Annotated in this window: 29 protein-coding genes and 1 pseudogene; 14 read left to right on the top strand and 16 right to left on the bottom strand. The window is 69.0% G+C overall.

The genetic code is table 11. From position 1 onward, the window contains the following. The 9 genes and pseudogenes from V6M42_RS11615 to V6M42_RS11575 form a co-directional block, all read left to right on the top strand. Positions 1-162: pseudogene (locus tag V6M42_RS11615) on the top strand (heme o synthase); the annotation flags it as partial. A gap of 2 nt (positions 163-164) precedes the next feature. After that, positions 165-344, top strand: coding sequence for a hypothetical protein (locus V6M42_RS11610; protein ID WP_332658099.1), 180 nt, complete (start codon positions 165-167; stop codon positions 342-344). Continuing rightward, positions 341-907: a cytochrome c oxidase assembly protein gene (locus V6M42_RS11605; protein WP_332678581.1), complete on the top strand. Its 567-nt coding sequence runs from the start codon at positions 341-343 to the stop codon at positions 905-907. The genes V6M42_RS11610 and V6M42_RS11605 overlap by 4 nt, the downstream gene beginning before the upstream one ends. A gap of 51 nt (positions 908-958) precedes the next feature. Further along, positions 959-1,867, top strand: a complete 909-nt coding sequence (locus V6M42_RS11600; protein ID WP_332659773.1) for a cytochrome c oxidase subunit 3 — start codon at positions 959-961, stop codon at positions 1,865-1,867. After that, positions 1,864-2,244 carry a DUF983 domain-containing protein gene (locus V6M42_RS11595; RefSeq protein ID WP_332678580.1) on the top strand — a complete coding sequence of 127 codons (381 nt, stop codon included), beginning with the start codon at positions 1,864-1,866 and terminating at the stop codon, positions 2,242-2,244. Before V6M42_RS11600 ends, V6M42_RS11595 begins: the two co-directional genes overlap by 4 nt. Then, the gene (locus V6M42_RS11590; protein ID WP_332659771.1) at positions 2,241-2,984 is read left to right on the top strand and encodes an SURF1 family protein; all 744 of its coding nucleotides are present in this window, start codon (positions 2,241-2,243) and stop codon (positions 2,982-2,984) included. The genes V6M42_RS11595 and V6M42_RS11590 overlap by 4 nt, the downstream gene beginning before the upstream one ends. A gap of 50 nt (positions 2,985-3,034) precedes the next feature. Beyond that, entirely contained in the window at positions 3,035-4,246 is a 1,212-nt protein-coding gene (locus V6M42_RS11585) for a M16 family metallopeptidase (protein WP_332678579.1), read from the top strand. A gap of 84 nt (positions 4,247-4,330) precedes the next feature. Then, on the top strand, positions 4,331-4,921 hold the full coding sequence (locus tag V6M42_RS11580; RefSeq protein ID WP_332659768.1) for a GNAT family N-acetyltransferase: 591 nt from the start codon (positions 4,331-4,333) through the stop codon (positions 4,919-4,921). A gap of 33 nt (positions 4,922-4,954) precedes the next feature. After that, a complete protein-coding gene (locus tag V6M42_RS11575) occupies positions 4,955-6,622 on the top strand; it encodes a putative bifunctional diguanylate cyclase/phosphodiesterase (protein WP_332678578.1) in 1,668 nt (555 codons plus the stop codon). On the opposite strand, the gene V6M42_RS11570 is transcribed toward V6M42_RS11575, so the two are convergent. Beyond that, complete coding sequence (locus V6M42_RS11570) at positions 6,619-7,188, bottom strand: YqgE/AlgH family protein (protein ID WP_332678577.1); 570 nt, start codon at positions 7,186-7,188, stop codon at positions 6,619-6,621. The two genes, V6M42_RS11575 and V6M42_RS11570, sit on opposite strands and share 4 nt — an antisense overlap. A gap of 110 nt (positions 7,189-7,298) precedes the next feature. Here V6M42_RS11570 and V6M42_RS11565 point away from each other — a divergent pair, with 110 nt between their 5' ends. Next, a complete protein-coding gene (locus V6M42_RS11565) occupies positions 7,299-7,784 on the top strand; it encodes a peroxiredoxin (RefSeq protein WP_332659762.1) in 486 nt (161 codons plus the stop codon). A gap of 55 nt (positions 7,785-7,839) precedes the next feature. After that, entirely contained in the window at positions 7,840-8,289 is a 450-nt protein-coding gene (locus V6M42_RS11560; protein WP_332659759.1) for a very short patch repair endonuclease, read from the top strand. Here V6M42_RS11560 and V6M42_RS11555 read toward each other — a convergent pair. From V6M42_RS11555 to V6M42_RS11535, 5 genes are all read right to left on the bottom strand, one after another. Next, entirely contained in the window at positions 8,247-10,199 is a 1,953-nt protein-coding gene (locus V6M42_RS11555; protein WP_332678576.1) for an ATP-binding protein, read from the bottom strand. The two genes, V6M42_RS11560 and V6M42_RS11555, sit on opposite strands and share 43 nt — an antisense overlap. A 64-nt stretch (positions 10,200-10,263) precedes the next feature. Next, entirely contained in the window at positions 10,264-11,301 is a 1,038-nt protein-coding gene (locus V6M42_RS11550; RefSeq protein WP_332659756.1) for a quinone-dependent dihydroorotate dehydrogenase, read from the bottom strand. Then, positions 11,292-11,648, bottom strand: a complete 357-nt coding sequence (locus V6M42_RS11545; RefSeq protein ID WP_332678575.1) for a DUF952 domain-containing protein — start codon at positions 11,646-11,648, stop codon at positions 11,292-11,294. Before V6M42_RS11545 ends, V6M42_RS11550 begins: the two co-directional genes overlap by 10 nt. Then, positions 11,645-12,148, bottom strand: a complete 504-nt coding sequence (locus V6M42_RS11540) for a SixA phosphatase family protein (RefSeq protein WP_332678574.1) — start codon at positions 12,146-12,148, stop codon at positions 11,645-11,647. The genes V6M42_RS11545 and V6M42_RS11540 overlap by 4 nt, the downstream gene beginning before the upstream one ends. A 10-nt stretch (positions 12,149-12,158) precedes the next feature. Continuing rightward, a complete protein-coding gene (locus tag V6M42_RS11535; RefSeq protein WP_332659750.1) occupies positions 12,159-12,935 on the bottom strand; it encodes a methyltransferase domain-containing protein in 777 nt (258 codons plus the stop codon). Between the two features lie 45 nt (positions 12,936-12,980). Between V6M42_RS11535 and gloB the strand changes: the two genes are divergently transcribed. Then, entirely contained in the window at positions 12,981-13,709 is a 729-nt protein-coding gene (gene gloB / locus V6M42_RS11530; protein WP_332678573.1) for a hydroxyacylglutathione hydrolase, read from the top strand. Here the strand turns inward: gloB and V6M42_RS11525 are convergent, their stop codons facing one another. The 3 genes from V6M42_RS11525 to V6M42_RS11515 all read right to left on the bottom strand — a co-directional run bounded on the left by V6M42_RS11525 (position 13,710) and on the right by V6M42_RS11515 (position 16,475). After that, on the bottom strand, positions 13,710-14,477 hold the full coding sequence (locus V6M42_RS11525) for a DUF4908 domain-containing protein (RefSeq protein ID WP_332678572.1): 768 nt from the start codon (positions 14,475-14,477) through the stop codon (positions 13,710-13,712). Between the two features lie 100 nt (positions 14,478-14,577). Next, the gene (phbB, locus tag V6M42_RS11520) at positions 14,578-15,303 is read right to left on the bottom strand and encodes an acetoacetyl-CoA reductase (protein ID WP_332659747.1); all 726 of its coding nucleotides are present in this window, start codon (positions 15,301-15,303) and stop codon (positions 14,578-14,580) included. 110 nt (positions 15,304-15,413) lie between these two features. Continuing rightward, positions 15,414-16,475, bottom strand: a complete 1,062-nt coding sequence (locus tag V6M42_RS11515) for an NAD(P)-dependent alcohol dehydrogenase (RefSeq protein WP_332678571.1) — start codon at positions 16,473-16,475, stop codon at positions 15,414-15,416. Positions 16,476-16,554: 79 nt separating this feature from the next. On the opposite strand from V6M42_RS11515, the gene V6M42_RS11510 reads away from it, so the two are divergent. Continuing rightward, a complete protein-coding gene (locus V6M42_RS11510) occupies positions 16,555-16,977 on the top strand; it encodes a cupin domain-containing protein (protein WP_332678570.1) in 423 nt (140 codons plus the stop codon). Here V6M42_RS11510 and V6M42_RS11505 read toward each other — a convergent pair. From V6M42_RS11505 to V6M42_RS11490, 4 genes are all read right to left on the bottom strand, one after another. After that, positions 16,971-19,325: a TonB-dependent receptor gene (locus V6M42_RS11505; RefSeq protein ID WP_332678569.1), complete on the bottom strand. Its 2,355-nt coding sequence runs from the start codon at positions 19,323-19,325 to the stop codon at positions 16,971-16,973. The two genes, V6M42_RS11510 and V6M42_RS11505, sit on opposite strands and share 7 nt — an antisense overlap. Positions 19,326-19,473: 148 nt before the next feature. Then, a complete protein-coding gene (locus tag V6M42_RS11500; RefSeq protein WP_332678568.1) occupies positions 19,474-20,229 on the bottom strand; it encodes a DUF72 domain-containing protein in 756 nt (251 codons plus the stop codon). A 3-nt stretch (positions 20,230-20,232) separates the two neighbouring features. After that, positions 20,233-20,829, bottom strand: a complete 597-nt coding sequence (locus V6M42_RS11495) for a hypothetical protein (RefSeq protein WP_332678567.1) — start codon at positions 20,827-20,829, stop codon at positions 20,233-20,235. Positions 20,830-20,883: 54 nt separating this feature from the next. Continuing rightward, positions 20,884-21,462, bottom strand: a complete 579-nt coding sequence (locus V6M42_RS11490) for a TetR/AcrR family transcriptional regulator (RefSeq protein WP_332678566.1) — start codon at positions 21,460-21,462, stop codon at positions 20,884-20,886. 103 nt (positions 21,463-21,565) lie between these two features. On the opposite strand from V6M42_RS11490, the gene V6M42_RS11485 reads away from it, so the two are divergent. Next, on the top strand, positions 21,566-21,889 hold the full coding sequence (locus V6M42_RS11485; RefSeq protein ID WP_332659737.1) for a CC_3452 family protein: 324 nt from the start codon (positions 21,566-21,568) through the stop codon (positions 21,887-21,889). Between the two features lie 157 nt (positions 21,890-22,046). Here V6M42_RS11485 and V6M42_RS11480 read toward each other — a convergent pair whose 3' ends face one another. The 3 genes from V6M42_RS11480 to V6M42_RS11470 form a co-directional block, all read right to left on the bottom strand. Continuing rightward, positions 22,047-22,490: a hypothetical protein gene (locus tag V6M42_RS11480; RefSeq protein WP_332678565.1), complete on the bottom strand. Its 444-nt coding sequence runs from the start codon at positions 22,488-22,490 to the stop codon at positions 22,047-22,049. A 42-nt stretch (positions 22,491-22,532) separates the two neighbouring features. Then, positions 22,533-23,894 (bottom strand): glutamate--cysteine ligase, encoded by a 1,362-nt coding sequence (locus V6M42_RS11475; RefSeq protein ID WP_332678564.1) that lies wholly within the window; start codon positions 23,892-23,894, stop codon positions 22,533-22,535. Between the two features lie 75 nt (positions 23,895-23,969). Next, positions 23,970-24,639 (bottom strand): 16S rRNA (uracil(1498)-N(3))-methyltransferase (locus V6M42_RS11470; RefSeq protein ID WP_332678563.1); only part of this gene is annotated, 670 nt, incomplete at its 5' end.

Genomic DNA, 24,639 nt, shown 5'->3' with positions numbered 1-24,639 from the left:
CCCGACAAGGCGGAGGCCGTGGGGCGAGAGGCCGCATTGTATGATGTCCGCGTCGAGGCCAAACCGGCGCGCAACCTGTTCGCCTTCTCCATCCTGTATCTGATGGCGCTGTTCGCGGCCCTGCTGGTCGAGAGCGTCGCCGCCATACCCGGACTGCAATGACCATGACCCGCCTGACCCCCGAACAGCTGCAAGCCCGCAACAAGCGGAACCGGGCCATCGCCGGCGCCCTGGTGGCCTTCATCGTGCTGGTGTTCGGCGTGACGGTGCTGAACCTCAAGCGGAACATCGAGGCCCGCAAGGAAGCCGCGGCCGAGGGCCAGCCGGTGGGCTACGCCGGATGAAACTCTCACGGAACGCCATCGCCATCGTCTGCGTCCTGGCTGTCATGGGCATGACCGGCGCGGCCTTCGCGGCGGTGCCCCTGTACCGGATGTTCTGCCAGGTCACCGGCTTCGACGGCACGGTGCGAAAGGCCGAAGAGGCGCCGGACCGGATGCTGGACGAGACGGTGCTGATCCGGTTCGACACCAATGTGCGCGACCTGCCGATGACCTTCCGCGCCGAACAGGTCACCCAGCGGGTGCGAATCGGCGAGACCGGCCTGGCGTATTTCGACGTGACCAACACCTCGGATCAGCCGATCCACGCCACGGCGGCCTATAATGTGGTGCCCGAACGGGCGGGGCCGTATTTCCAGAAGCTGCAGTGCTTCTGCTTCGAGGGGCAGACGATCCAGCCCGGCCAGACCATGAAATTCCCCGTCCAGTATTTCGTCGCGCCCGAGATGGCCACGGATCGCGAGAGCCGCGGCGTGCACGAAATCACCCTCAGCTACACCTTCTATCCGACCAAGTCGGCGGAGCTGGCGGCCAACGGCGCCCAACCCACTGGCGCAGCCGGATAGCGGACGCTATAGCCTGCCCCATACGTATCTCGACCGCTTCAAGAGACCCTGATGGCCGACGCTCACGCCACCCCGCATCACGACTACCACCTGGTGAACCCCAGCCCCTGGCCGCTGGTCGCCTCCATCGCCGTGACCGTGATGATGGTCGGCGCCGTGGTGTGGATGAAGGGCATCGTCGGCGATGACGCCGGTCAGCTGGCCGTCGCCCTGCTGGCCAAGGGTCACAACGCCCTGTTCTTCGCCGGTCTGGCCGGCGTGCTGGTGTCGATGTTCGGCTGGTGGGCCGACGTGATCAAGGAGAGCAAGGCGGGCGATCACACGCCGGTCGTCTCCATCGGCCTGCGTTACGGCATGATGCTGTTCATCGCGTCGGAGGTGATGTTCTTCGTCGCCTTCTTCTGGATGTTCTTCGAGATGGCGGTCTTCAACGAAGCCCGCGCCCATATTCCGGAAGTGGCCAACTGGGCCGACACCGCCGCCGCCTGGTCGACCTGGCCGCCCAAGGGCGTCGAGACCCTGGACGCCTGGCAGCTGCCGCTGCTGAACACGGTGATCCTGCTGCTGTCGGGCACGACCGTCACCTGGGCGCACCACGCGCTGCAGGTCGGCGACCGCAAGGCCGCCAAGATCGGCCTGGCCATCACCGTCGCCCTCGGCGTCCTGTTCACCGGGGTGCAGGCGTACGAGTACCAGCACATCATCCACGAGAACCTGTTCTTCAACGAGGAAGCGGCGAACTCGGGGCTGTACGGCTCGATCTTCTTCATGGCCACCGGCTTCCACGGCTTCCACGTCCTGATCGGCACCATCTTCCTGATCGTCTGCCTGCTGCGCCTGCTGGCCGGCCAGATGAGCCCGGCCAAGCATTTCGGCTTCGAGGCCGCCGCCTGGTACTGGCATTTCGTGGACGTCGTCTGGCTGTTCCTCTTCGCCTTCGTCTACGTCACCTTCGGGTGACGGGCGGCCCCACAGGGCTTGATCTTCAGCCGGCGCGGATCGACCCGATCCGCGCCGGTCTGCTTTGCCGCTGTCCGAACTGCGCGCGGGCGCCGCTGTTCGCGGGGTTTCTGAAAGTGGTCGAGCGGTGCGGGGCCTGCGGCTTCGACTTCACCCGGCTGAACACCGGAGACGGCGCCGCCATCTTCATCATGCAGATCGCCGGCGGGATCACGGTGTTCGGCGCCCTGTTCGTCCAGATCGCCTGGAATCCGCCGATCCAGGCCATGCTGGCCGTCGCCCTGCCGCTGGTGGCCGCCCTGTCGATCGGGCTGATGCGGCCGGGCAAGGGCGTGATGATCGCCCTGCAGATGCGCAACAAGGCGGGCGCGCAATGACGACCGCGACGACGCCGAAGCGGTTCCCGTGGGGCCTGACCCTCGTCTGCGCCCTGGCGTTCGTCCTGCTGGCGGCGCTGGGCGTCTGGCAGGTGCAGCGGATGCAGTGGAAGAACGGCCTGATCGCCGAAGCCGGGGCGGCCGGGGCCATGCCGGTCTCCGATGCTCCGACGGCTTTCCGTCGCGGCGAGTTCGCGCGGGTGAGCATGGACTGCCCCGGTCTGGCGACCGCCCCGTATGTCGAGCTTCAGACCATCCATGACGGCGAATCGGGCGTGCGCCTGGTCTCCGTCTGTCGCCCGGCCGGTTTTGATTTCGCCGTCCTCGTCGATCGCGGCTTCGTCCCGGAGACGATATCCGCCCGCCCGCCGGTCAGCGCCTCCACCGCGCCGGTCCGCATCGAGGGCCAACTTCGTCAGTCCACGCCGCCCGGACCGATGGCGCTGCCGCCCGAGGGCCGCCGCTTCTTCGCCCGTGATCACATGGCCATGGCCGAGGCGCTGGGCGTGCGGCGCGATGTGATGGCGCTGATGGTCTACGCCACCACCTCGTCCAATCCCGAGTGGCTGGCGCTCAAACCCTCGGCCCCGCCCGCCGCCTTTACGAACAACCATCTCGGCTACGCCCTGACCTGGTTCGGGCTGGCGCTGACGCTGGCCTGTTTCTACATCGTCCTGCTCCGCAGAACCCTCAAACAGCCTCGCTCCGCACGCGAGGCGACAGGGAAAGAGAACTCCTGACCGCCACCCTGCACACCCTGTCCAACGGCGTCCGCGTCGTCTGTGATCCCATGCCCGGCCTGCGCACCCTGGCCCTGACAGTCGCCGTGCGCGGCGGAGCCAAATGGGAAACCGAGGCGACCTCCGGCTGGTCCCATTGTCTCGAACACCTCGTCTTCAAGGGCGCGGGCGACATGGGCGCGCGCGAGATCGTCGAGCGGATCGAGGCCGAGGGCGGCTCGCTGAACGCCTCCACCGGCTATGAGCGCACCAGTTTCGAGGTCCGCGCGCTGGACGGCTCCCTGCCGCTGGCCATGCAGGTGGTGTCGGACCTCGTCTTCCGCCCCACGCTCGATTCCGACGAGATCGAACGCGAGAAGGACGTGGTCGCCCAGGAGATCGCCGAGGCCTTCGACACGCCCGACGACCACGTCTTCGAAATGGCCCAGACCCAGGCCTTCAGGGGGCAACCATTGGGCCGCCCGATCCTGGGCTCGGTGAAGAGCCTGAAGCCCATCACCCGCGCCTCGATCAGCGACTGGCGCGCGCGCCTGTATTCGCCCGACCGGATGGTGGTGGCGGTGTCGGGCGCGGTGAACGAGACCGAATTGCTGGCCCTGGCCGAGCGCTGGTTCGGCGACCAGACGGCGGCGCCCGCCGCCGAGCCCGAAGCCCCGCGCTTCACCGGCGGCGACGCGGCCCTGTCGCGGCGGATCGAACAGGCCAATATCGTCTTCCAGCTGCCGGCCCCGGCGGCGGGCGATCCGGCCTATGCGGCGGCGCGGCTGATGACCGAGATCCTCGGCGGCGGCATGGCCTCGCGCCTGTTCCAGAGCGCCCGCGAGGAGCGGGGCCTGGCCTACGCCATCGACGCCTATCACGAGCCATATGAGGACGCGGGCATCCTCGGGATCTACGCCGGCGCCGCCGCTGATCGGGCCGTGGAACTGGCCGGGGTCTGCGCGGCCGAGCTGAGGGCCCTGGCGGAGACCGGTCCAACGGCGGCGGAACTGTCGCGGGCCAAGGCGGTCATGAACGCCGGGCTCTGGATGTCGGACGAAAGCCCGTCGGCGCGCGCCAACCGCGCGGCGGCGCAGGTCCTGCTCTTCGGCGCGCCGATCCCGTCGGACATCATGGCCGAGCGGATGCTGGCCCAGACCGCCGGGGATGTGCGCGCGGCGGCGGCCCTGTCGCTGACCGGCGACATGGCCGCGACCGCGGTTCTGGGCCCCAGGGCGGCAGCGCCGGCCGGGGCCGCATTCCGGGAAGCCCTCTTCGGCTAGTTTCGCGCCGTCGCCCGCAGGTCAGGCCCGGGGATGACGGAGGATGAGGTTCACCCGCAGGGAACACTGGGCTACAATTGACCCATGGCCCTGCTGGACTGGATCAATGAGGCGACGGGTCCGGTCGTCAAGGGCGCGGGCGTCACCCTGAGGGCGCCCCGCGCCGGCGACCACGAGGCCTGGGCCGCCCTGCGCCAGGCCGGTTTCGCCTATCTGCAGCCTTGGGAGCCGAGCTGGCCCGAGGACGACCTGACAAAGGCCGCCTTCAAGCGGCGCCTGACCATCTATGCGCGCGAGATGGAAGTGGGAAACGCCTGGCCCTTCTTCATCTTCGCCGACGTCGATCAGGCGCTGGTGGGAGCGATCACCCTTTCGAACGTGCGCCGCGGCGTGGCCGAGACGGGCACGCTGGGCTACTGGATCGGCCAGTCCTACGCCGGGCGGGGGTACGGCACGGCCGCCGTGCGGGCCATGGTCGCCTATGCCTTTGACGAGCTGAACCTCCACCGGGTCGAGGCGGCCTGCGTGCCGGCCAACCTCGCCTCGCGGCGGGTGCTGGAAAAAGCCGGTTTCGAACTCGAGGGACAGGCGCGGGCTTATCTCAAAATTAACGGCGGTTGGGCAGACCATCTGCTGTTCGGCGTCGTGAATGACGGAGCCGCGCGCTGCGGCTGACCTTGGGGCCGTTCTGTCAGGACCGGTAGGCGTTTGAACACTCGCTCCAGAAGTCTGGCCTGGGACGCGACGACCGCCATCGAGGCCCTGGCCGCGGCGGACACGGCGCTGTGGATCTGGACGCCCGCCGACGATCAGATGCGGTTCACCGGGGCCACCCGCGCCCTCGGCCTCGGTCCGCTGGCGCCGGAGTGTTCAGGTGCGGCCTTCACGGCCGTGGCCTCGCCGCAGGACCGCGCGCTGGCCGAAAAGATTCTCAAGCCGCAGGAGGAGGGGACCGAGGTCGCCGTTCGCCTGCGCATGCGGGACGCCGATATGTGCATCTGGCGCGGCGTCTGGCTGGAAGACGGGCTGCGGGCCGCCGGGGTCGTCGCCCTCGAGACCAAATTCGCCGCGTCGCACCGCGACCACCTGACCGGCCTGCTGGACCGCCGCACCTTCCTGACCCGCGCCGGCGAGACCCTGACCCAGCCCGGCGACTATGAGCTGGTGGTGGCCGACGTGGACCGCCTGCGCCGCCTGAACGAGGCCCTGGGCCATGCGCGGGCCGATCTGGTGCTGGCGGCGCTGGGCTCGCGTCTGAACGCCGCCTTCGCCCACGACGCCAACGCCGCCCGCATCGGCGAGGACGAATTCGCGGTCCTGGCGCCGCGCGGCACGGGCATGGTCGCCGAACGGGTGCGCGAGGCGATGGAGCAGCCGCTGCGCATCGCCGGCTTCGACATCTATCCGACGGTCTCGATCGGTTCGGCCTCGGCCGAGGGCGGGCCGGACGCGCCCGATCCCGCCGAACTGCTGCGCCGCGTCGAACTGGCCGTCGAACAGGCCAAGCTGGCGGGCCGGGGCGGCGCAGCCGCCTATGGCCGGGCGCTGGAGAGCGACAGCCTGTCCCGCCTGGCGCTGGAGGCGGATCTCAGGAACGCCTTCGTCCGCGGCGAGATCGAGCCCTTCTACCAGCCGATCGTGAACCTGTTGACCGGGGCGGTCGCCGGGTTTGAGGCCCTGGCCCGCTGGCGCCATCCCAAGCGCGGACTGGTGCCGCCTGACGAATTCCTCGGACTGGCCGACGAGATGGGCCTGATGAACGAGCTGGGCCTGCTGATGATGACCTCGGCGTCGCGTCAGCTGGCCGAATGGCTGACGCGGCATCCGCTGGCGGGCCGGCTGTTCTGCAGCGTCAACCTGTCCGTCGGCGAGATCGAACGGGCCGATCTGGTCGACGACGTCACCCGGATCATCACCGAATCCGGCCTGCCCAAGGGCGCGCTGAAGCTGGAGGTGACCGAGGGCGACATCATGCGCGACACCTCGCGCGCGGCCGAGACGCTGACGCGGCTGCGCGAGGCCGGGGCGTCGCTGGCGCTGGACGACTTCGGCACCGGCTTCTCGTCGCTGACCTGGCTGGCCAAGCTGCCGTTCGATACGCTGAAGATCGACCGCTATTTCGTTCTGACCATGGACAAGGACGAGGGCTCGGCCAAGATCGTCAAGTCGGTGGTCAATCTGGGCCGCGATCTGGGTCTGGACGTTGTCGCCGAGGGCGTCGAGAACGCCGGCCTCGCCAAACTCCTGCTCGAGGCCCAGTGCCACTACGGCCAGGGCTTCGGCTACGCCCAGGCCCTGCCGGCGCAGGAGGCCGAGGTCTATCTGAACGAGTCGCTGGCCGACGGCACGGCGCCGATCAAGGCGCGGTCGGCCTAGGCCCGGCCGATCTGTCCGGACAGCTGCGCCGGGTCCACGCCCAGCCCCGCCAGCACCCGGCCCCATTTGCTCTCGTGGTCGGTGTCGAAGATCAGGTCCGGATCGGCCTCGGCGACCAGCCAGACGTTCTCGCCCAGCTCGTCCTCCAGCTGGCCGTCGCCCCAGCCGGCGTAGCCGAGCAGCAGGACGGAGCGGTGCGGTCCCGTCTCGGGATCGACCATGGCCAGCAGGGCCTCGCGCGTTCCGGTCATGGCGAAGCCCGCGCCGAAGGCCAGGGAGGCGTCGTCGACCAGCCAGTCGTCGGTGTGCAGGACGAAGCCGCGCTCGCGGTCGACGGGCCCGCCGATCAGCACGGCGCGGCTGTCGGCGTCGGGGGGCAGGGGCGTCTCCAGCCTGGTCAGCACCTTCTTCAGGTTCACGCCCGGCGCGGGGCGATCCAGCCGCAGTCCCATGGCGTGGTCCGGCCGGTGGGCGCAGATCAGGATCACCGCATGCTCGAACCGGGGATCGCTGATGCCGGGCATCGCCACCAGCAGCCGGCCCGCCAGGGATTGGAATTCGTCCATGCCCCTATCATCGGCATCGACGGCGTCCTTCGCAAGGCGGTTGGCGCGGGCTGCGGCAACGCCTATCTGATCGGCACGTTTCGTCCTCATACCCATTCCGGAGCCTGCCCATGACCGTCCAGATCGGCGACCGCATTCCCTCGGCGAACCTGACCCGCGCCACCGACGACGGCCCCCGGCCGGTCACGACGGACGACATCTTCGCGGGCAAGACCGTCGCCCTGTTCGCGGTGCCCGGCGCCTTCACCCCGACCTGTTCCGCCAAACACCTGCCCGGCTACAAGGACCTGCGCGAGGACCTGACCGGCAAGGGCGTGGACACGATCGCCTGCGTCTCGGTCAACGACGCCTTCGTCATGGGCGCCTGGGCCGACAGCCAGGGCATCGGCAAGGACGACATCGTCATGCTGGGGGACGGCAACGGCGACTTCACCCGCCAGCTGGGCCTGTCGATGGACGCCAAGGGCTTCGGCATGGGCGAGCGCTCGCAGCGCTATTCCATGCTCGTCAGGGACGGCGTGGTCGAACAGCTGAACATCGAACAGCCGGGCGAGTTCAAGGTGTCCTCGGCCGAGCACCTGCTGGCGCAGCTCTAAGGGGCGCTATCGCTCGCGCCGCGGGCGCTCGCTGTTTGAGCGCGGGGTCTGATTGGTGAGCACCGACGTCTTCACCCCCGAGAAGCGCAGCGCGGTCATGCGCCGCGTGAAGAGCCGCGACACGACGCCCGAACTGGCCGTGCGCCGCATCCTGCGCGCGGCCGGCATCGGCTACCGGCTGGGCGGCGCGGGCCTGCCGGGACGGCCGGATCTGGTGATGAAGGGTCGGCGGGTCGCGGTCTTCGTGCACGGCTGTTTCTGGCATGGGCACGATTGCGCGCGGGGCTCAAGGAAGCCCAGGGCCAACGCCGCCTACTGGACCGCCAAGATCGATCGCAACCGGGCCCGCGACGAAGCCAGCCTGGCCGCGCTGACGGCCGCGGGCTGGCGCGTGGTCACGGTCTGGGAGTGCGGAATGAAGGCCGACGGCTTCGCGGACCGGCTGATCGCCGGGGTGCGGGATCAGGCCGCGACGGTTTCCGCCTCGGCGGCCTCGGCCGACTGAGCCATGGTCATCACATGGGTGATGGCGCCCAGCAGCATCGGCGGGGTGATCGGCTTGGGCACGAAATAGGTCATGCCCGCGGCCGTGCAGGCGGCGATGTCGTCCGCCGAGGTGTCGGCGGTCACCGCGATGATCGGCACGGCGACGTTGGGACCCTCGCCGGCGCGGATGCGGCGGGTGGTTTCCCGACCGTCCAGCTCGGGCATCCGCACGTCCATGAAGATCAGGTCGAAGGCGGTGTGCTCGCAAACCTTGAGCGCCTGCATGCCGTCCGCGGCCGTGGCGATGTCGCAGCCCAGCGGCTGCAGGATCAGCTGGATGGCGCGGCGGTTGATGTCATGGTCGTCGACGACCAGCACCCGCATGGGCCGGCCCTCGTCCTCGTCGTCATAATCGGCTTCCGCGGCGGCGTCCTCGACCATCAACGGCGCGTCGATCGGCGGGGCTTCGTAGAGGGGCTGGGGCGTGGCGATCTGTTCGGCGGCGGCCGAGCGTCGGCCGGACAGGGCGCGGGCGACGGCGTCGCGGCTCTGCTGATCGAGGGCGGGGGTCGCGACCGCGACGGCTTCGCCGGGCTGGAAATGCAGCGACAGGGTGAACTGGGCCCCGGCGCCGGGTTGGCTCCGCGCCGTAAGCCGGCCGTCCATCAGCTGGACCAGCTGGCGGCTGATGGCCAGGCCCAGACCCGTGCCGCCGTGGACGGCGCTGACGCCGGCGATGGTCTGGTCGAAGGGGGTGAACAGCCGGCCGAGCTGGTCGGCGGTCATGCCCGGACCCGTGTCGGCCACCTCGATCAGCACGGCGTGACCGCCCGGCTCGTCCGCCCAGGCCTTGAAGCGCAGGGTGATGGAGCCGGTGTCGGTGAATTTCATCGCGTTGGAGATCAGGTTGTTCAGAACCTGACGCAGGCGCATCGGATCCCCGCGCACCGAATCGGGGATGCAGGACGCGCCCTCGACCCGCAGCTTGAGGCCCTTGGCCCGCGCCGGTCCGCGCCAGAGCCGGACGGTCTGGTTCAGCAGGTCGCGCAGGCTGAAGTCGACGTGCTCGACCGTCATGTGGCCGGCGTCCAGCTTGGCGTGGTCGAGCAGGTCGTCCAGCAGGGCCTTCATCATGAAGCCTGCGTCGGTGATCAACTGGGCCTGCGATCGGGCCGAGGAGTCAGCCGCGCCGCGCTCCAGCTCGGCGGCGCCGGTCAGGATGGCGCTGATGGGGGTGCGAAGGTCGTGGCCGATCGCCGCCAGGAAGGCGCTGCGGCCCTCCATGATGCGTTCGGCGTCCATCCGCTTCTGATCGGCCTCGACGCGCGCGGCGCTCTCGGCCAGGCGGGCCTCGTTCATGCGCTGCCACGTCGACAGGCAGTAGGTGATGAAGACGCCGACGGCGATGGCGGCGGCGGTCACGAAGCCGGTCGATGCGCCGTAGACGGTCATGAAGAAGGGCGTGGCGGCCAGATACAGGAACTGCATCGAGGCCGTCATGAGCATGACGGGCGTCGATCCGGGCGCGTTGATCACCGAATAGATGCAGCCCGCCGAGAGCAGCATGGCGGCGCAGATGCCGCCCATGGGCCCGCCCAGCAGCCACATCGGGATCGACAGACTGCCGAAATAGCCGGCGTTGATGACCAGCATCACCCAGCCGGCCACATTGCGCAGGCCGGTCAGACGTTCGACCCGGCCGCTGTTGATCGGCGAAAAGACCCAGACGTCCAGGGCCTGGATGGTGAAATAGCCCAGCACCCAGGCGACGCTCAGGGGCCAGCCCAGCAGGGGGCTGAAAATCATGGCGGCGGCCGCGGCCATGCCGAGCCGCTGCAGCAACGCCTTGCGTCGCTGACGAATTGCAATCGCCCAGTCGCCCTCGGAAGCAGGGCCGTGAGCTTGCTTTTCGGCTTTGGCGATCGCCATGCAGTACCCCGAACGAGACGTGATCGCCTCGCGTTCACTATGCCCGGGTTGCCCTAACGCTCCGTCAACGTGAGAAACCGGCGGCCTGCGAGACTGTGGAGAAGCCGTCGGCGCGCATTCGGGCGGCCAGATCCCGCTTGATCCGGGCGATCAGCCCCGGTCCCTCGTAGATCAGGGCGGAGTACAGCTGGACGGCGACGGCTCCGGCGCGGATGCGGGCATAGGCTTCCGCCCCGGAATCGATCCCCCCCACGGCGATCAGGGGCAGGCGGCCCGCCGAGGCGGCGGCGGCGGCGTTCAGCGCCTGCATGGCGCGGGCCTTCAGCGGCGCGCCGGACAGCCCTCCCGCCTCGTCGCGATCCCGCGAGTGCAGGCCGGCGGGCCGGTCCAGGGTGGTGTTGGAGACGATCAGGGCGTCGATCCGGTGATCAAGGCTGGCCTCGACGATCAGGGCGATCTCATCCGCGGTCAGATCGGGCGCGACCTTGAGGAAGACGGGCGTGGGATCGCCGGCGCGGGCCTCGTGCAGCCGGCCCAGCAGGTCGTCCAGCGCCGCCCGGCCCTGCAGGGCGCGAAGACCGGGCGTATTGGGCGAGGACACATTGACGGTGACATAGTCGCTGAGCCCGCGCAGCCGCTTCAGTCCGGTCACATAGTCCGCCGCCTTGTCTTCCGTATCCTTGTTCGCTCCCAGATTGGCGCCGACCACGACCGTCCGGGGGCGTTTCTGGAGCCGCGCGGCGAAGGCTTCCAGACCGAGGTTGTTGAAGCCCATACGGTTGATGATCGCGCGGTCTTCCGCGAGCCGGAACAGGCGCGGCCTGGGATTGCCGGGCTGGGCCAGCGGGGTGACCGAGCCGCACTCGACAAAGCCGAAGCCCAGGCGCGCGAGGCCGCCCAGCGCCTCGCCGTTCTTGTCCAGCCCGGCGGCCAGGCCGATGGGGTTCGGCAGGTCCAGACCCGCGACCGTGGTATGCAGAATGGCGTCGTCGGCGGGCGCCGCCGGCAGGGGAACGGACTGCAGGGCGCGGATCGCCAGACCGTGGGCGACCTCGGGATCCAGCTGGCGCAGCAGGGCGGCGGCGAGGTCGTTCAGGGCCATCCGACCGCTCCGTCTTCGAAACGCATCACCCCGTCCGCATCCACCGACAGCGGGCGTTCCCCGATGGCGGCGCTGACGGGCAGGGGCGCGTAGACATGAGGAAACAAGGCCCCGCCGCGCGACGCCTCCCATTTCAGATCGTCGCCGAGGGGCCGCAGGTCCAGCGCGACCAGCATCAGGTCAGCCCGGCCCGCATAGTGCCGGCGGGCGGTCTCGGCCAGCTGATCGGCGGCCGACAGGTGGATGTAGCCGTCCGCCCGATCGATCGCCGAGCCGGCGTAGGCGCCGTCGGCGCGCGCCGCGGACCATTCGGCCCGGTCGACCAGCTTGTAGGCGACGTCGCTCATTCCCCGGCCAGGTCGCGCGGCTGCAGGAAGCCCTCGAACGTGCAGCGGCCCGCGACGTCCACGATGAAGATCGCCGCCGCGCCCGGGGGGAAACCGCCGCTCATACGCTCCAGGACCGAGGGCGAGGCGGCGCTTTCAACCAGGTATTCGACGGCCAGCAGGTGAATCCCCGGATTGTGGGCCACGACCATCAGGCAGCCCGCCTCGTCCTCGGCGCCCTCGACGTATCGGCGCAGGGTTTCGGAGGCGCCGTTGTACAGCGGCTCGGGCTCGCGCACCTGCACGTCGCCGAAGGCGTCGTGCAGCAGGTCCCAGGTCTGACGCGTGCGGGTCGAGGGAGAGACGAACGCCAGATCCGGCTTCATGCCCCGGGCGGCCAGGGCCCGGCCCATGGCGGCCGCGTCGGCGCGGCCCTTGTCCGACAGGGGACGGTCGCGGTCCCGGCCAGAGGCGGAGCTCTTCTCCGCCTTGGCGTGGCGCATCAGGATCAGTCTCTGCATGGCCGTGGCTTTAAGGCCGTTTGCGTATTCCCGCCAGATCGCCGTCGGGCAGTTTCTCGCGTCCCGACCGGTTCGCCGGCTGGGGCTGGAGGGCGGGGGTCATCACCGGGACGGTCGCCACCGCCCCGCCGGGCCGGATGCGGGCGTATTCCCGCCGCGTCGCCTCGAGCAGAATGACCCCCGCCGCCCCGGGCATGAGCCGTTTGCCGATCTGTTCGAAGCCGTCGGCCAGAGGCAGCAGCGGCCCCCACGGCGGCACGTACAGGGTCTGGGACCATGCCGTCGGCTCGAGCCCTGCGGCCCGGACCAGACGCTCCAGCTGGCCGCGCGTGAAGGGCCGGCCATGTCCGAACGGCGTGGTCTCGGCCCGCGCCCACAGCCCGCCGCGCGCGGCCGCGACGAGGATGATGCGGCCCGCCGGCGACAGCGCGCGCACGGCCTCGGCCATCAGGGCGGCCGCGTCGTCGGCCTCTTCCAGCGCGTGAACCAGCAGGATGCGGTCGAACGATCCGGCGGCGAAGGGCAGGCGCCGGTCGTCGACCAGCAGGGTCCGGTTCTTTCCGACCGAGGGCCACAGTTCGACCCCCTGTCCGCCGGGCATGGCCGCCACCACCCGCCGCGCGCCGATGAAGGCGTCCAGCCACGGCGTGGCGTAGCCCAGGCCCAGGACGTCGCTGTTGGCGGCCTCGCCCCAGGCGTCGTCCAGACGCCGCGCCAGCAGCCGGCGCGCCAGCGCCCCCGCCGGTTCGCCGTAGAAGATGCGAAGGTCCTCGATACTGCGCCGCATGGGGCCAGCATAGGCCGGGTCGGAGCGGGCTGCTAGGATGGGCGCATGACCCTGGACGTCCGCATCTTCCCCTGTCTCAACGACAACTACGGCCTGTTGGTCCGCGATGCGGACACAGGGACGGTGGCGGCGATCGACACGCCGGACGCCGCCGCCATTCTGGACGACCTGGAGCGGTCGGGCTGGGGCCGGCTGGACCTGATCCTGAATACCCACTGGCACCCCGATCACACCCAGGGCAACGCCCGTCTGAAGGACGAGACCGGCTGCGAGATCGTCGGACCCGAGGAGGTGCGCAAGGCTGCGCCCATCGACCGGATCGTCGCCGGGGGCGACACGGTGATGCTGGGCGAGACCGTGCTGGAGGTCACCCACGCGCCTGGCCACACCCTTGGCCATATCGTCTATCGCTCGGCGGCGGACGCCCAGGCCTTCGTCGGCGACGTGCTGTTCAACCTGGGCTGCGGTCGTCTGTTCGAGGGGACGCCGGAGCAGATGCACGCCAGCCTGCAGACGCTGGCGGCCTGGCCCGACGAGACCGTGATCTGGTGCGCCCATGAATATACCGCCGCCAACGCCCGTTTCGCCCTGAGCCTCGATGACCGGCCGGAGATGCGTGCGCGGGCGGACGAGATTTTCGCCATGCGCGAGCGGGGCGAGGCGACCGTTCCGACGACGATCGCGGCGGAGAAGGCGTTCAATCCGTTCGTCCGGGCCGTCGATGCGGCGCAGTTCGCCGCCCGGCGCGCCGCCAAGGACGTCTTCGCCGGCTGACTAGCGTCTGCGGGGTCCGGCGGCGGGGGTCAGGAAGGCGTCGATGACCCGGGCCGACGACGGCCGGCCGGCCACGCCCTGGGTGGGCGACACCACGATGCGCAGGTCGCCGCGGGCGTAGGTCACCGAGGCGCGCGGCCCGTCGACGATGGTGATGCTGCGCAGCCGGTCCAGCGACGAGCGGGCCGAAGGCGAGCGGGCGATGCGCAGGGCCGCGTCGGTCGACAGGATCAGGGCCTCGACGGTCAGGCTCTCGGCGGCGCCGTCGGTGTCGACGTTGATCTCGATCAGCCGGCCCAGCGCCTGGCTCAGCATGGCGCTGCGGCGGGTCATCAGCTGGAACATCTGGGCCGGGCCCAGGGTCGGCGGCGTCAGGCTGGGGGCGGGGCCCGAAAGCGAGGCGGGCGAGCCGCCGGGCGCGCGCGGCGTATAGACCGTCATGCCGCCGCCGGGGGTCACGCGCAGCAGCTGGTCGCCCGCGTCATTGCGGTAGATGACGTCGCCGCGCGGCGCGGCGGTCGGCCGCAGGACCCAGGTCTCGTCGCGCCGGTCAAAGCGCAGCAGAGGCCGCTGCCCCGAACGGTCGAGGATGAAGCCCTCGCCCGATTCCGAGACATAACGGCCGGTGGGGGGCAGGGCGCGCGAGGCCGCGCCGTTGTTGCGCAGCGACTGGCTTTGTTCCGCCTGGGCGTTGCCGCGCGTCTGGGCCTGGGCTTCCGAGGAGGTGGAGGCGAACGAAAGGGCGGCAGCCGCGAGGGCGATCGCCATCGCGGCCGGAAGCGGCGTTCGCGCCGTTCTGGACCCTGCCGTCAACTCCATGGCGGCCAGTGGTGAAACCCGCACACGGCGGATTTTGGGCAGGGCCCGATCAGCCGACCAGATACTGACCACCGTTCAACGACAGCGTGCAGCCTGTGACATATCCGGCACGTTCGCCTGACAGCCAGGACACCATGTCGGCAATTTCCTCGCCTTTTCCGAGTCTTCCGACCGGGATCTGGGCGATGATTCCGGCGAGGACCTTCTCGTCCATGGCCCCCACCATCTCGGTGTCGATATAGCCGGGGGCGATGCAATTCACCGTCACGCCCTTGCGCGCATTCTCCAGCGCCAGCGCCTTGGTGAAGCCGATCATGCCGGCCTTGGCGGCGGAATAGTTGGTCTGGCCGATCTGGCCCTTCTGGCCGTTGATCGAGCTGATGTTGACGATGCGGCCGAAGCCGCGGTCGCGCATGCCCGTGATCACCTGACGCGTCATGTTGAAGACGCTGTCCATGTTGACGCGGATGACGTCCGACCACTGGTCCGAGGTCATCTTGTGGAAGAAGCCGTCGCGGGTGATGCCGGCGTTGTTCACCAGCACGTCGATGGGCCCCAGCTGGTCCTCGACCTCCTTCACCGCCCGGGCGCAGTCGTCGAAGCTGCCGACGTTGCCCTTGACCACGATGACGCCGAATTCCTTCGCCGTCGCCTCGGCCGCCTCGGTGTTGCCGGAATAGCCGGCGGCAACGGACATGCCGTCTTCCTTGAGGCGCTGGACGATCGCCTTGCCGATGCCGCGGGTGCCACCCGTGACCAGAGCCACTCGAGCCATGTGCGTTTTCCCTGTCCCTGACGGCGCCGTCTTTGCGGAGCCTGTTCGTTAACAGGTGTAGCGGCTGCGGGGTTGCGCGGAAAGGGCGGCCGGCGGGGCGTGGTTCCTCTTCAGATCCGCGCCATATCCAGCACGAACCGGTAGCGGACGTCCGACTTCCCGAGCCGCTCATAGGCCTCGTTGATCCGGTCGGGGGCGATCAGCTCGATGTCGCAGGCCAGGCCGTGCTCGGCGCAGAAGTCCAGCATCTCCTGGGTTTCGCGGATGCCGCCGATCAGGGAACCGGCCACCGAACGCCGCCGCCACAGAAGGCCCATGGCGTAGACGGGCAGCCCCTCGGTGGTCAGGCCCAGCATGACCATGGTCCCGTCCTTCGCCAGCAACTGCACATGGCTGGCGATCTCGTGCGTGGCCGAGACGGTGTTGATGATCAGGTCGAAGCTCTCGCCCGCAGCCTTCATCGCCGCCTTGTCCGAGTTGATGAGGAAATGCTTCGCCCCCATCCGCTCGGCGTCGGCCTTCTTGCGGTCCGAGGTCGACAGGACGGTGACCTCGGCGCCCATGGCCGCCGCCTGTTTGACCGCCATGTGTCCGAGGCCGCCCAGGCCGATGACCGCCACCTTCGAACCCGGTCCGACCTTCCAGTGGCGCAGCGGCGAATAGGTGGTGATTCCCGCGCACAGCAGGGGCGCTGCGGCGTCCAGGGGGATGCTGTCGGGGATGGTCACGACATAGTTCTGGTCGACCACGATGGCGGTGGAATAGCCGCCCTGGGTGATGGTCTGGCCCACAGGGGCGCCCTTGGGATCGGGCGAGCCGTAGGTCTGGGTCATGCCGGGGACGCAGTATTGCTCCTCGCCCTCGCGGCAGGGGGCGCACTGGCGGCAGCTGTCGACCATGCAGCCGACACCGACTCGGTCGCCGACCTTGAAGCGGGCGACGTTGTCGCCCACCGCCGTCACAACGCCCGCGATCTCATGCCCCGGGACGATGGGATAGGTCGTGTTGCCGCCCAGCTCGTTCTTCACCACGTGCAGGTCGGAGTGGCAGACGCCCGCATATTTGATCTCGATGGCCACGTCGTCCGGGCCCGGATCGCGCCGGTCGAAGCTGAAGGGCGACAGCGGGGCGGTGCTGGACGTGGCGGCGAAGGCGCGGGCGGCGATCGGCATGGGGAGGCTCCTGAGGCTCGCTCCCAGTTGTGCCTTTGAGGCGTCCGGCACAAGATCGGATGTTCAGGGAGAGCGGGAAATGTCCGACAGCGAACGCCTTCGTCCCATCGTCCTCGGCCCCGGCGAAGGCCGCGCCTATGCGCTGGGCGCGATGAGCGCGGTGTTCAAGGCCGACGAGGCCGAGACCGGCGCGACCTATTCGATCTCGGAATGGTTCCTGGAGCCGCACAGTTCGGGCCCCGGACCGCACAGCCACGCCGACCACGACGACATCTTCTACGTCATCGAGGGGACGATGAGCCTGCTGGTCGGCGACGAATGGATCGACGCGGGCGTGGGCAGCTTCATCCGCGCGGCGGCAGGGGTGACCCACGACTTCGCCAACCGCACGGACAAACGCGCCGGGGTGCTGAACATCTACATCCCCGGCGGCTTCGAGCGCGACATGGCCGGCATCGTCGACTGGTTCGCGAACCAGCCGACGACGCCGGGATCTCAGTAGCTGAGACGGACTTCCAGCCCGAAGGTGCGCGGGGCGTTGAAGTTGCCGTAGTCGCCGATGGTCGCCCGGTTGGCCGGGTCGCGGCGATAGACGTGCGCTTCGTCCAGCAGGTTGCGGGACCACAGGGCCACCTCGACCATCGGGCCGCCCGGAGTCGGCTGCATGTCGGTCAGGGCCAGACGGCCGTTGACGATGAAGGAGGAGTCGTTCTTCACCTCCGTCTGGTCGAAGGTCTGGGTCGCGTCGGCGTAGCTGGCGTCGATGTGGGCGCGGAAGACGCCGCCGCTGAATGGCGACTCCCAGTCGGCGGCCACGTTTGCGGCGTTCGGCGGGGTGAAGACGATGAACACCGGCTGGACGACGCCCGTGAACGGATTCTGCGTCGGCGGGATTTCCGTGTCGGTATAGGCGTAGGCCGCCGACAGGCGCAGGTTTTCCGTGACCTGGAACAGGCCTTCCAGTTCGACGCCGCGGATTTTCGTCGTGCCCGGGGCATTGATCGTCTCCAGCGTGTTCCGGGTCGAGGCGCCGACGACGGTGACAAGGCTGAAGTCGATCTGGCTGTCCTCGCGGTCCATGGCGTAGATCGCGGCGTTCAGCCTGACCCGGTTGTCGAACAGGTCGCTCTTCAGTCCGACCTCATAGGCCTGGACCTCTTCCGGATCGAAGGACCGGTAGGTCAGCGAGCGCGAGGAGGCGCCGCCGGCCCGGTAACCGGTCGAATATTTGGCGTAGACATTCACCTGGTCCGTCACGTCCCAGGCCACGGTGACCAGCGGGTCGAAGCGGTCGACAGAGCTTTCGAAGGTGAAGTTGGTGGCCGCATTGTTGACGGTCGACAGCACCCCGTTCTTGTCGTCCCAGGTGTAGCGGCCGCCCAGGGTGATGTGCAGGGCGTCGTCCATGACCGCCGGGGTCCAGGTCGCCTGACCGTAGACGGCCTTCGACTCGGAGTGGGCGGTCGAGGCGCGGTCGACGAAGCGGAAGCCGCGGATCGTCGGCGTCGGATCCAGGATGGTGTAGCCCGTGCCGTCCGCGTTCCAGCGGTTGGTCGAGGGCGTCGCCGCGTCGTCGGACACCGTTTCCCTGAAGTAGTAGAGGCCGCCGACATAGTCGAACCGGTCGCCGACGTTGCCGACGGCCTGGAATTCCTGGCTGAACTGGTGCTGCCACAGACCCGCCAGCGAATACCGGCTGAAGTTGGCGTTGGGTCCGACGACCGGCGGACGGTGGGCGCCGGCGATGTTGTCATACTGGTCGACGTCGACCTCGCGGTAAGCCGTGATCGAGCGGATTTCGAGCGTGTCCGTGGGCGTCCACGACAGGTGCAGGTCGGCGCCGCTGGTCTCGTCGGTGCTCCACTGCTGCGGCACGCCGATGTCGGCGACGGTCATGCGCTCCTCGCCCTCGACGATGACGATCGGGGCCAGGTCGCGGATGCTTCCCGACGGCACGGTCGGCGAGTTCCAGGGCACGACCGGCCGGCCCAGCGGGTTGAAGTTCAGCAACTGGCTGTAGAAGGGCGTGTTCTTGTCCAGGCCGGTGTCCATGGCCAGGTCGGCGGTGAAGGTATCGGTCGGCGTCCAGCGGACCTGGGCGCGCAGGCCGCGGCGATCATACTGACCGAAGCCTTCCTCTCCCGGCAGGATGTTCGAGGTCACCGGACCCTGCACCTGGATGACCCCGTCGACCTTGAAGGCGAAGTCGCCCAGCGCCGGGAAGTCGATGTGAAGTTCCGAATTGTAGGACTCCAGATTGCCGACCCCGGCGACCGCGCGCATGCCGAACTGGCCCGACGGCTTGCGGGTCACCAGCGACAGGGCGCCGCCCTCGGTGTTGCGGCCGAACAGCGTCCCCTGCGGCCCCTTCAGGACCTCGACGCGCTCGATATCCAGCAGGGCTGAACCGAGGCCGTGCTGGCGGCCCAGATAGACGCCGTCCACATAGACGCCGACGCCCTGTTCGCGGGCAGGCTGGTTGGCGTCGAGCGGAACGATGCCGCGGATGCCGATGGTCAGGGCCGACTGGCGGGCCTCGAAGGTGGCGACGCGCAGGCCGGGCACGGAGCCGTCGGCCAGATCGATCAGGCTCTGGACGTGGCGGTTGGACAGGTCTTCCGAATTGACCACCGAGATCGAGATCGGCGTGTCCTGCAGATTGGTCTCGCGTTTGGTGGCCGTGACGATCACCTCGCCGAGGTTGGTGGGCCCGGGCTCGGCCGGATCGCCCGGCTCGATGGCGGGGCCGCCGCCCATGGAATGGGTCTGGGCCAGGGCCGGCGAGGCGGCGACGAGCAGCAGGGCGCTCCCGGCCAGCAGGCCGAGGCGACGGTTTGTGTGACGGTTCATGAAATCCCCCAATAAGGTCAGGGGACGGTAGGAACCGGCGATGGCGCCCCGGTAACGGTACGATCAAGCTTTCAAGGGGATCGCGCGGAGGTTTTGCGTCGATTGCGCCTGATGCAGATCAGATTTCACACCGCCGTCTCAGTGGCGCTCAGGGTTGCCCGAGTTTCGCGATCAGCGCCTGCGCCGCCGCGGGATTGCGCACCTTCGCCCCGGCGATGAAATAGGCGAAGACGTCGCCCTTCTTCGCCCAGTCGCGGGTCTGTTTGACGATCCCGTCCAGCTCGGCCTCCGACATGCCCGTGGGCTCGTCCTCGCGGCTCGACATCAGACGCGCGTATTTGAAGTCGGCGGTGTCCTGGTCGATCCGCGGCCACTGCGGCGCCTCGTCGTCGTGGCCGTAGACGACAGCCGCGCCGTATTTGCGGGCCAGGTCGTAGAACTGTTCGGTCTCGAAGGTGCCGCTGCGCACCTCCAGCGCATGGCGCAGGCGGACCCCGTCCTTCTCTTTCGGCAACAGCTTCAGGAAGCCCTCGAAGTCCACCGGGTCGAACTTCTTGGTGGCCATGAACTGCCAGTTGATCGGCCCCAGCTTGTCGCCCAGCGCGGTCAGGCCCTGATCCAGGAAACGGTCCAGGCTGTCGTTGCCCTCGGAGAGGACTTTCCGGTTGGTGCAGAACCGGCTGGCCTTGACCGCGAAGACGAAGTCGTCGGGCGTCTCGTCGCGCCACTTCATCCAGGTCTCGGGCTTGAAGCCCGAATAGTAGGTGCCGTTGATCTCGATCGAGGTCGTGTGCCGGCTGGCGTATTCCAGCTCGCGCTTCTGGCTCCATTTCTCGGGATAGAAGACGCCGCGCCAGGGCTCATAGGTCCAGCCGCCGATGCCGACGCGGATTTTGCCGCCCATGACTCAGGCCCTCGGCAGGAAGCGGATCGAAGTCAGAGTCCGCATGGTGTCGTCGTCCAGGCCGAGTATGCCCTGGGTGCTGGCCACGACGGCCCGCTCGCCATCGCCGATCACCGCCCAAAGGCATTCGCCGCCGGCGGCGTGGAAGCCGGTCTCCCCGTCGGAGACACCGCAGGTCACACGGGCCCTGAGGCCCGTCCAGCCGGGGCCGGAGAACGGCTCCACCGGAACCGGCGCGAAACGGCCGTAGGTGGTCATCAGCACGCCGTCCGAGTTGCGCTCGAAGCCCGCCTCGGCCGCCGCCACCGCTCCCACCGCCCCGTCCTTCACTTGCAAGGAGATCACGTGTTTATCGCCTTCAAACAGAGCGACGCAGCCGGCCTCTTCGACATCGGGGCAGGGGCCGGTGCGGCGCCCGGGGGCATGGTCGAAGGCGATGCCGATGGCGGGATCGCTGAAGACCGTTCGGTCGCCGGCCGCGGCCGGTGACGCGACCGTCGTGGCTGCCGGCGCGGCGGCGGGTTCGGCGGTCTGTTCGGACGCGCCGCAGGCGGTCAGAGCGGATGCAGCCATCAGGATGGCGGTCAGACGGATGATCACGTGCGGAGCCCCTTCACCGGTACGGCCGCACTCTCCGCCACCCGGAAGGCGGGATCAAGCCGCGCCCACAAGCGCCCGGTATGCCGCCGTCGCCTGTCCGCGCGCGGTCTCGTCGTCCAGCAGGCGGCGCGAATGGCCGTAGGCCAGCACCAGTCCCTTGAACTGGAATACCTTGAGCTCCAGCATCGAGTCGTCGGCCTCGGGATACAGGGTCCGGAACTCGCGCTTCAGTGTCCTGGCCCAAAGCACCTGACTGCCTTTCAGCGTGTCGCGCAGCGGGCCGGGCTGGTCGTCCAGCTCCATGGCCGCCGCCTTCAGCGGACAGCCCCCGGGACGGTCCTCGCCGTCGATCCAGTCGAGTTCGCCCTGGAAGATGCGGTCCAGCCGTGCGCGGCCCGGCTCCAGCGGTTCGGCCGGATCCCAGACGGCGGATTTGAAGCGGTCGATCATGGCGTCGACCACCTCGGCCTGCAGCGTCTCCTTGGACTGGAAATGCTTGAGCACCGCGCTCTTGGACACGCCGGCCGCCCCCGCGACATCCGCCAGACTCACCGCCGCCAGGCCGCGCACGGTGACCTGGGTCATCGCCTCGTCGATCAGACGGGCATGGGTGGCGTCGCCTTTGGGCGGCATCGATCAAGCCTCTTGACTCAAAGTGACCGATCGGTCACTTAATGGTGCACGAACGGTCACTTTTATATCGAACCGTTCGTCCTGACCAGCCCCGGAGGATACCATGCTTGTCCTGTCCCTTATGGCGGCCCTCGCCGTCCAGACCGCCGCCCCCGCTCCCTCGGGCGCCGCGGCCACCCTGCTGCAGCCCCGCGAAATCCAGCTGAACCTCGACGGTCGTAACTGGAACTGCGGTCCCGGCGGCGCTTGCGCCGGCCGTGGCGGAGGCACGACCCAGCCGTTGATGCGCGAATGCCGCCGCTTCGTCAGCCGGATGGGCCCGGTCTCGACCTTCGCCCGCGCCGGTCTGGCGCTGACGGAAGCCGAGGTCGCCCAGTGCAACGCGGCGGACGTCGCCCGCGCCCGGCGGAACGGCGGCCCCGCCTGAATTCCGGCCGTCATTCCGGGGCTGGGACCGGCACAGCCGGGACCAGAACCCGGAACCCAGGAGTTCGGACGCAGGTGCTTCAGGCGCCGGCTGTTGAGCCCGGCCTCCTGGGTTCCGGGTTCCGCTTCGCGGCCCCGGAATGACGGAGGTTGTTGGATCAGCGGATTTGCTGATCGCCCTCGCAGGCATCCAGCAAGGCCGCCTGATCCGGCGTCAACGGTCCCGTCTCGGGCAACGCCAGTCGTTCGACCCTGTCTCCGCTGCCGAGGAACTGGAGGGCGTTGTGACGGCGGCGGTGCTCCTTCACCAGCACAGCGAACGGGCGCGCCGGGTCGTTCTGGATCCGGCCGCAGACAAGGGTGCGGAAGCTGCGCTCTCCATCGATCGTCGGATAAGGCCGGATGTCGGGCTTGCCGACGTTCAAGCCCGGATCGCCCAGGGCCTCGCGCACCTCGGCTCGCGCGGCCCGTCCCGCAGAGTTGAAGTCGCCGGTGACCCACCAGAGGCCTCCGATCAGGCACAGGATCGCAATGGCCATTCCGCCCGCCATCCCGCGGGTTTCGTGATCCCAGTCGATGATCGAAGCCCAGGCTGATCTCATGCCCCGCAAACTGGCGCGCCTGTCCTAAGGAACCGTCGCGGCCTAGTAGGCGAAATCCCGGTAGATCCGGGTGACATCGCCCTGCCACTCCCCGTGGTAGAGCTCCAGCAGCCGGTCGGCGGGGGTGACCCCGCTGTCGGCGATGTCTTCCAGTTCCGACAGATAGCCGCGCTCGTCGACCATTCCGCCCGAGAAGCGGGCGCGGTTCTTCAGCCCCTCGCGGGCGATGTGGACCATGTCCACGGCCACGTCCCGCACCGACCGGCCCGCCACCTCGGCCTTGAGGCCCAGACGGGTGACGTCGCGGCGCAGACGTTCGTGGTCGGCGATATCCCAGTCCTTGACCAGATCCCAGGCCGCGGACAGCGCCGCGCCGTCGTACAGCACGCCGGCCCACAGGGCCTGAAGCGCGCAGATCCGGCTCCAGGGTCCGCCGTCGGCGCCGCGCATCTCCAGATACGACTTCAGCCGCACCTCGGGGAAAAGCGTCGTCAGATGGTCGTTCCAGTCCTTCTTGGTGGCCCGCTCGCCCGGCAGGGCGTCGAGGCCGTCGGTCATGAATGAGCGGAACGACTGGCCAGACAGATCGACATAGGTTTCGCCGCGCTTGGCGAAATACATCGGCACGTCCAGCGCATAGTCGGCGTAGCGCTCGTAGCCGAAGCCGTCCGCGAAGACGAAGTCCAGCATGCCGGTGCGGTCGGGATCGGTGTCGGTCCAGACATTGGCCCGCGACGACAGGAAGCCGCTGGGCTTGCCCTCGATGAAGGGCGAACAGGCGAACAGGGCGGTGGCGATCGGCTGCAGGGCCAGGGAGGCGCGGAATTTGGCGACCATGTCGGCCTCGTCCGCGAAGTCCAGGTTCGACTGGATGGTGCAGGTGCGCAACATCATGTCGAGGCCCAGCGACCCCTTCTTCGGCATATAGGCCCGCATGATGGAGTAGCGGCCCTTGGGCATGACGGGCACGTCCTCGCGCTTCCACATCGGGTCGAAGCCGGCGCCGATGAAGCCGAGGTTGATCTGGTCGGCGACCTGTTTGACCTCCATCAGGTGACGGCCCGTCTCGTCGCAGATTTCGTGCACGTCCTTCAGCGGCGCGCCCGAGAGTTCGAACTGGCCGCCCGGCTCCAGGCTGATCGAGGCGGTGGTGCCGTCGGGGTTGCTGCGCTCCAGGGCGATGACGTGGCCCGCCTCCTCGACCGGCGTCCAGCCGAACCGCTGCAGGCCGGTCAGCATGGCCAGGATGCCGCTCTCGCCCTCATAGGCCGGCCGGCGCAGGGTCGTGCGGTCGAAACCGAATTTCTCGTGCTCGGCGCCGATGCGCCATTGGTCCTTGGGCTTGGCCCCTTTCGACATGGCGCCGATCAGGTCTTCCCGGGAAAGCGGTTCGGCGTCGGCCATGCGGATCTGTAACCCCTCTTGTCGCGGCTAGATGGGCGACCCGACGGCAACGCTCAAGGGGTAGCGCGGTTCTCGTTATCGATCCCAGTCGCCGACGGCCGCCTGCCAGAGGGTCAGGGCGGCGATGGCGGCGGTGTCCGCGCGCAGGATTCTGGGGCCCAGCGACACGGCGGTGGTGAAGGGCAGGGCCCTCAGCCGCTCGCGTTCCTCGGGCGAGAAACCGCCCTCGGGACCGATCAGGACGGCCCACGGGTCCTCGCCGGCGGCCTGCAGCGCCGGACCGGCGACCGCGCCGCCGGTCTCGTCGCAGAACATCAGCCTGCGCCCCGCCTCCCAGCCGTCCAGCAGTTCGGCCAGTTTCACCGGCTCGTCGACCATCGGCACATCGACCCGCCCGGTCTGTTCGGCGGCCTCGATGGCGATGGCGTCCAGACGGTCCATGCGCACATGCGAAGTCTGGGTTCGGTGGGTGACCACGAGCCGGACGCGCCGCACGCCCAGTTCGGTGGCCTTCTCGACCGCGAACTCCAGCGCGCTTTTCTTGACCACGCTGATCAGCAGTTCCAGATCGGGGCCGGTCGCCTGCGGCCGCGCCTGCTCTTCGGCGCGCAGCACCACGCCCTTCTTGAGCACCTCGGCGATGACGCATCGCCACTCGCCGTCGCTGCCGTTGAAGACCAGCAGGCTGTCGCCGATCTTCAGCCGCATCACCTGGGTCAGGTAGCGCGACTGGTCGAGCGTCGGC

Source organism: Brevundimonas sp. (assembly GCF_036677305.1).
GTDB lineage: Bacteria > Pseudomonadota > Alphaproteobacteria > Caulobacterales > Caulobacteraceae > Brevundimonas.
The sequence above is the reverse complement of the archived record's forward strand: the minus strand, read 5'-3'. Positions and strand labels throughout refer to the sequence as shown.

Excerpts from the sequence above, each read along its gene's own strand:
- V6M42_RS11535 (WP_332659750.1), bottom strand. The coding sequence starts at position 12,935 with ATGCGGCGCAGTATCGAGGACCTTCGCATCTTCTACGGCGAACCGGCG.
- V6M42_RS11505 (WP_332678569.1), bottom strand. The coding sequence starts at position 19,325 with ATGAACCGTCACACAAACCGTCGCCTCGGCCTGCTGGCCGGGAGCGCC.
- V6M42_RS11545 (WP_332678575.1), bottom strand. The coding sequence starts at position 11,648 with ATGAGCGACGTCGCCTACAAGCTGGTCGACCGGGCCGAATGGTCCGCG.
- gloB (WP_332678573.1), top strand. The coding sequence starts at position 12,981 with ATGACCCTGGACGTCCGCATCTTCCCCTGTCTCAACGACAACTACGGC.
- phbB (WP_332659747.1), bottom strand. The coding sequence starts at position 15,303 with ATGGCTCGAGTGGCTCTGGTCACGGGTGGCACCCGCGGCATCGGCAAG.
- V6M42_RS11480 (WP_332678565.1), bottom strand. The coding sequence starts at position 22,490 with ATGAGATCAGCCTGGGCTTCGATCATCGACTGGGATCACGAAACCCGC.
- V6M42_RS11570 (WP_332678577.1), bottom strand. The coding sequence starts at position 7,188 with ATGGACGAATTCCAATCCCTGGCGGGCCGGCTGCTGGTGGCGATGCCC.
- V6M42_RS11605 (WP_332678581.1), top strand. The coding sequence starts at position 341 with ATGAAACTCTCACGGAACGCCATCGCCATCGTCTGCGTCCTGGCTGTC.
- V6M42_RS11585 (WP_332678579.1), top strand. The coding sequence starts at position 3,035 with ATGCCCGGCCTGCGCACCCTGGCCCTGACAGTCGCCGTGCGCGGCGGA.
- V6M42_RS11490 (WP_332678566.1), bottom strand. The coding sequence starts at position 21,462 with ATGCCGCCCAAAGGCGACGCCACCCATGCCCGTCTGATCGACGAGGCG.
- V6M42_RS11500 (WP_332678568.1), bottom strand. The coding sequence starts at position 20,229 with ATGGGCGGCAAAATCCGCGTCGGCATCGGCGGCTGGACCTATGAGCCC.
- V6M42_RS11600 (WP_332659773.1), top strand. The coding sequence starts at position 959 with ATGGCCGACGCTCACGCCACCCCGCATCACGACTACCACCTGGTGAAC.
- V6M42_RS11540 (WP_332678574.1), bottom strand. The coding sequence starts at position 12,148 with ATGCAGAGACTGATCCTGATGCGCCACGCCAAGGCGGAGAAGAGCTCC.
- V6M42_RS11515 (WP_332678571.1), bottom strand. The coding sequence starts at position 16,475 with ATGCCGATCGCCGCCCGCGCCTTCGCCGCCACGTCCAGCACCGCCCCG.
- V6M42_RS11550 (WP_332659756.1), bottom strand. The coding sequence starts at position 11,301 with ATGGCCCTGAACGACCTCGCCGCCGCCCTGCTGCGCCAGCTGGATCCC.
- V6M42_RS11525 (WP_332678572.1), bottom strand. The coding sequence starts at position 14,477 with ATGGCGATCGCCCTCGCGGCTGCCGCCCTTTCGTTCGCCTCCACCTCC.
- V6M42_RS11610 (WP_332658099.1), top strand. The coding sequence starts at position 165 with ATGACCCGCCTGACCCCCGAACAGCTGCAAGCCCGCAACAAGCGGAAC.
- V6M42_RS11475 (WP_332678564.1), bottom strand. The coding sequence starts at position 23,894 with ATGGCCGACGCCGAACCGCTTTCCCGGGAAGACCTGATCGGCGCCATG.
- V6M42_RS11555 (WP_332678576.1), bottom strand. The coding sequence starts at position 10,199 with ATGGCGATCGCCAAAGCCGAAAAGCAAGCTCACGGCCCTGCTTCCGAG.
- V6M42_RS11565 (WP_332659762.1), top strand. The coding sequence starts at position 7,299 with ATGACCGTCCAGATCGGCGACCGCATTCCCTCGGCGAACCTGACCCGC.
- V6M42_RS11580 (WP_332659768.1), top strand. The coding sequence starts at position 4,331 with ATGGCCCTGCTGGACTGGATCAATGAGGCGACGGGTCCGGTCGTCAAG.
- V6M42_RS11485 (WP_332659737.1), top strand. The coding sequence starts at position 21,566 with ATGCTTGTCCTGTCCCTTATGGCGGCCCTCGCCGTCCAGACCGCCGCC.
- V6M42_RS11510 (WP_332678570.1), top strand. The coding sequence starts at position 16,555 with ATGTCCGACAGCGAACGCCTTCGTCCCATCGTCCTCGGCCCCGGCGAA.
- V6M42_RS11590 (WP_332659771.1), top strand. The coding sequence starts at position 2,241 with ATGACGACCGCGACGACGCCGAAGCGGTTCCCGTGGGGCCTGACCCTC.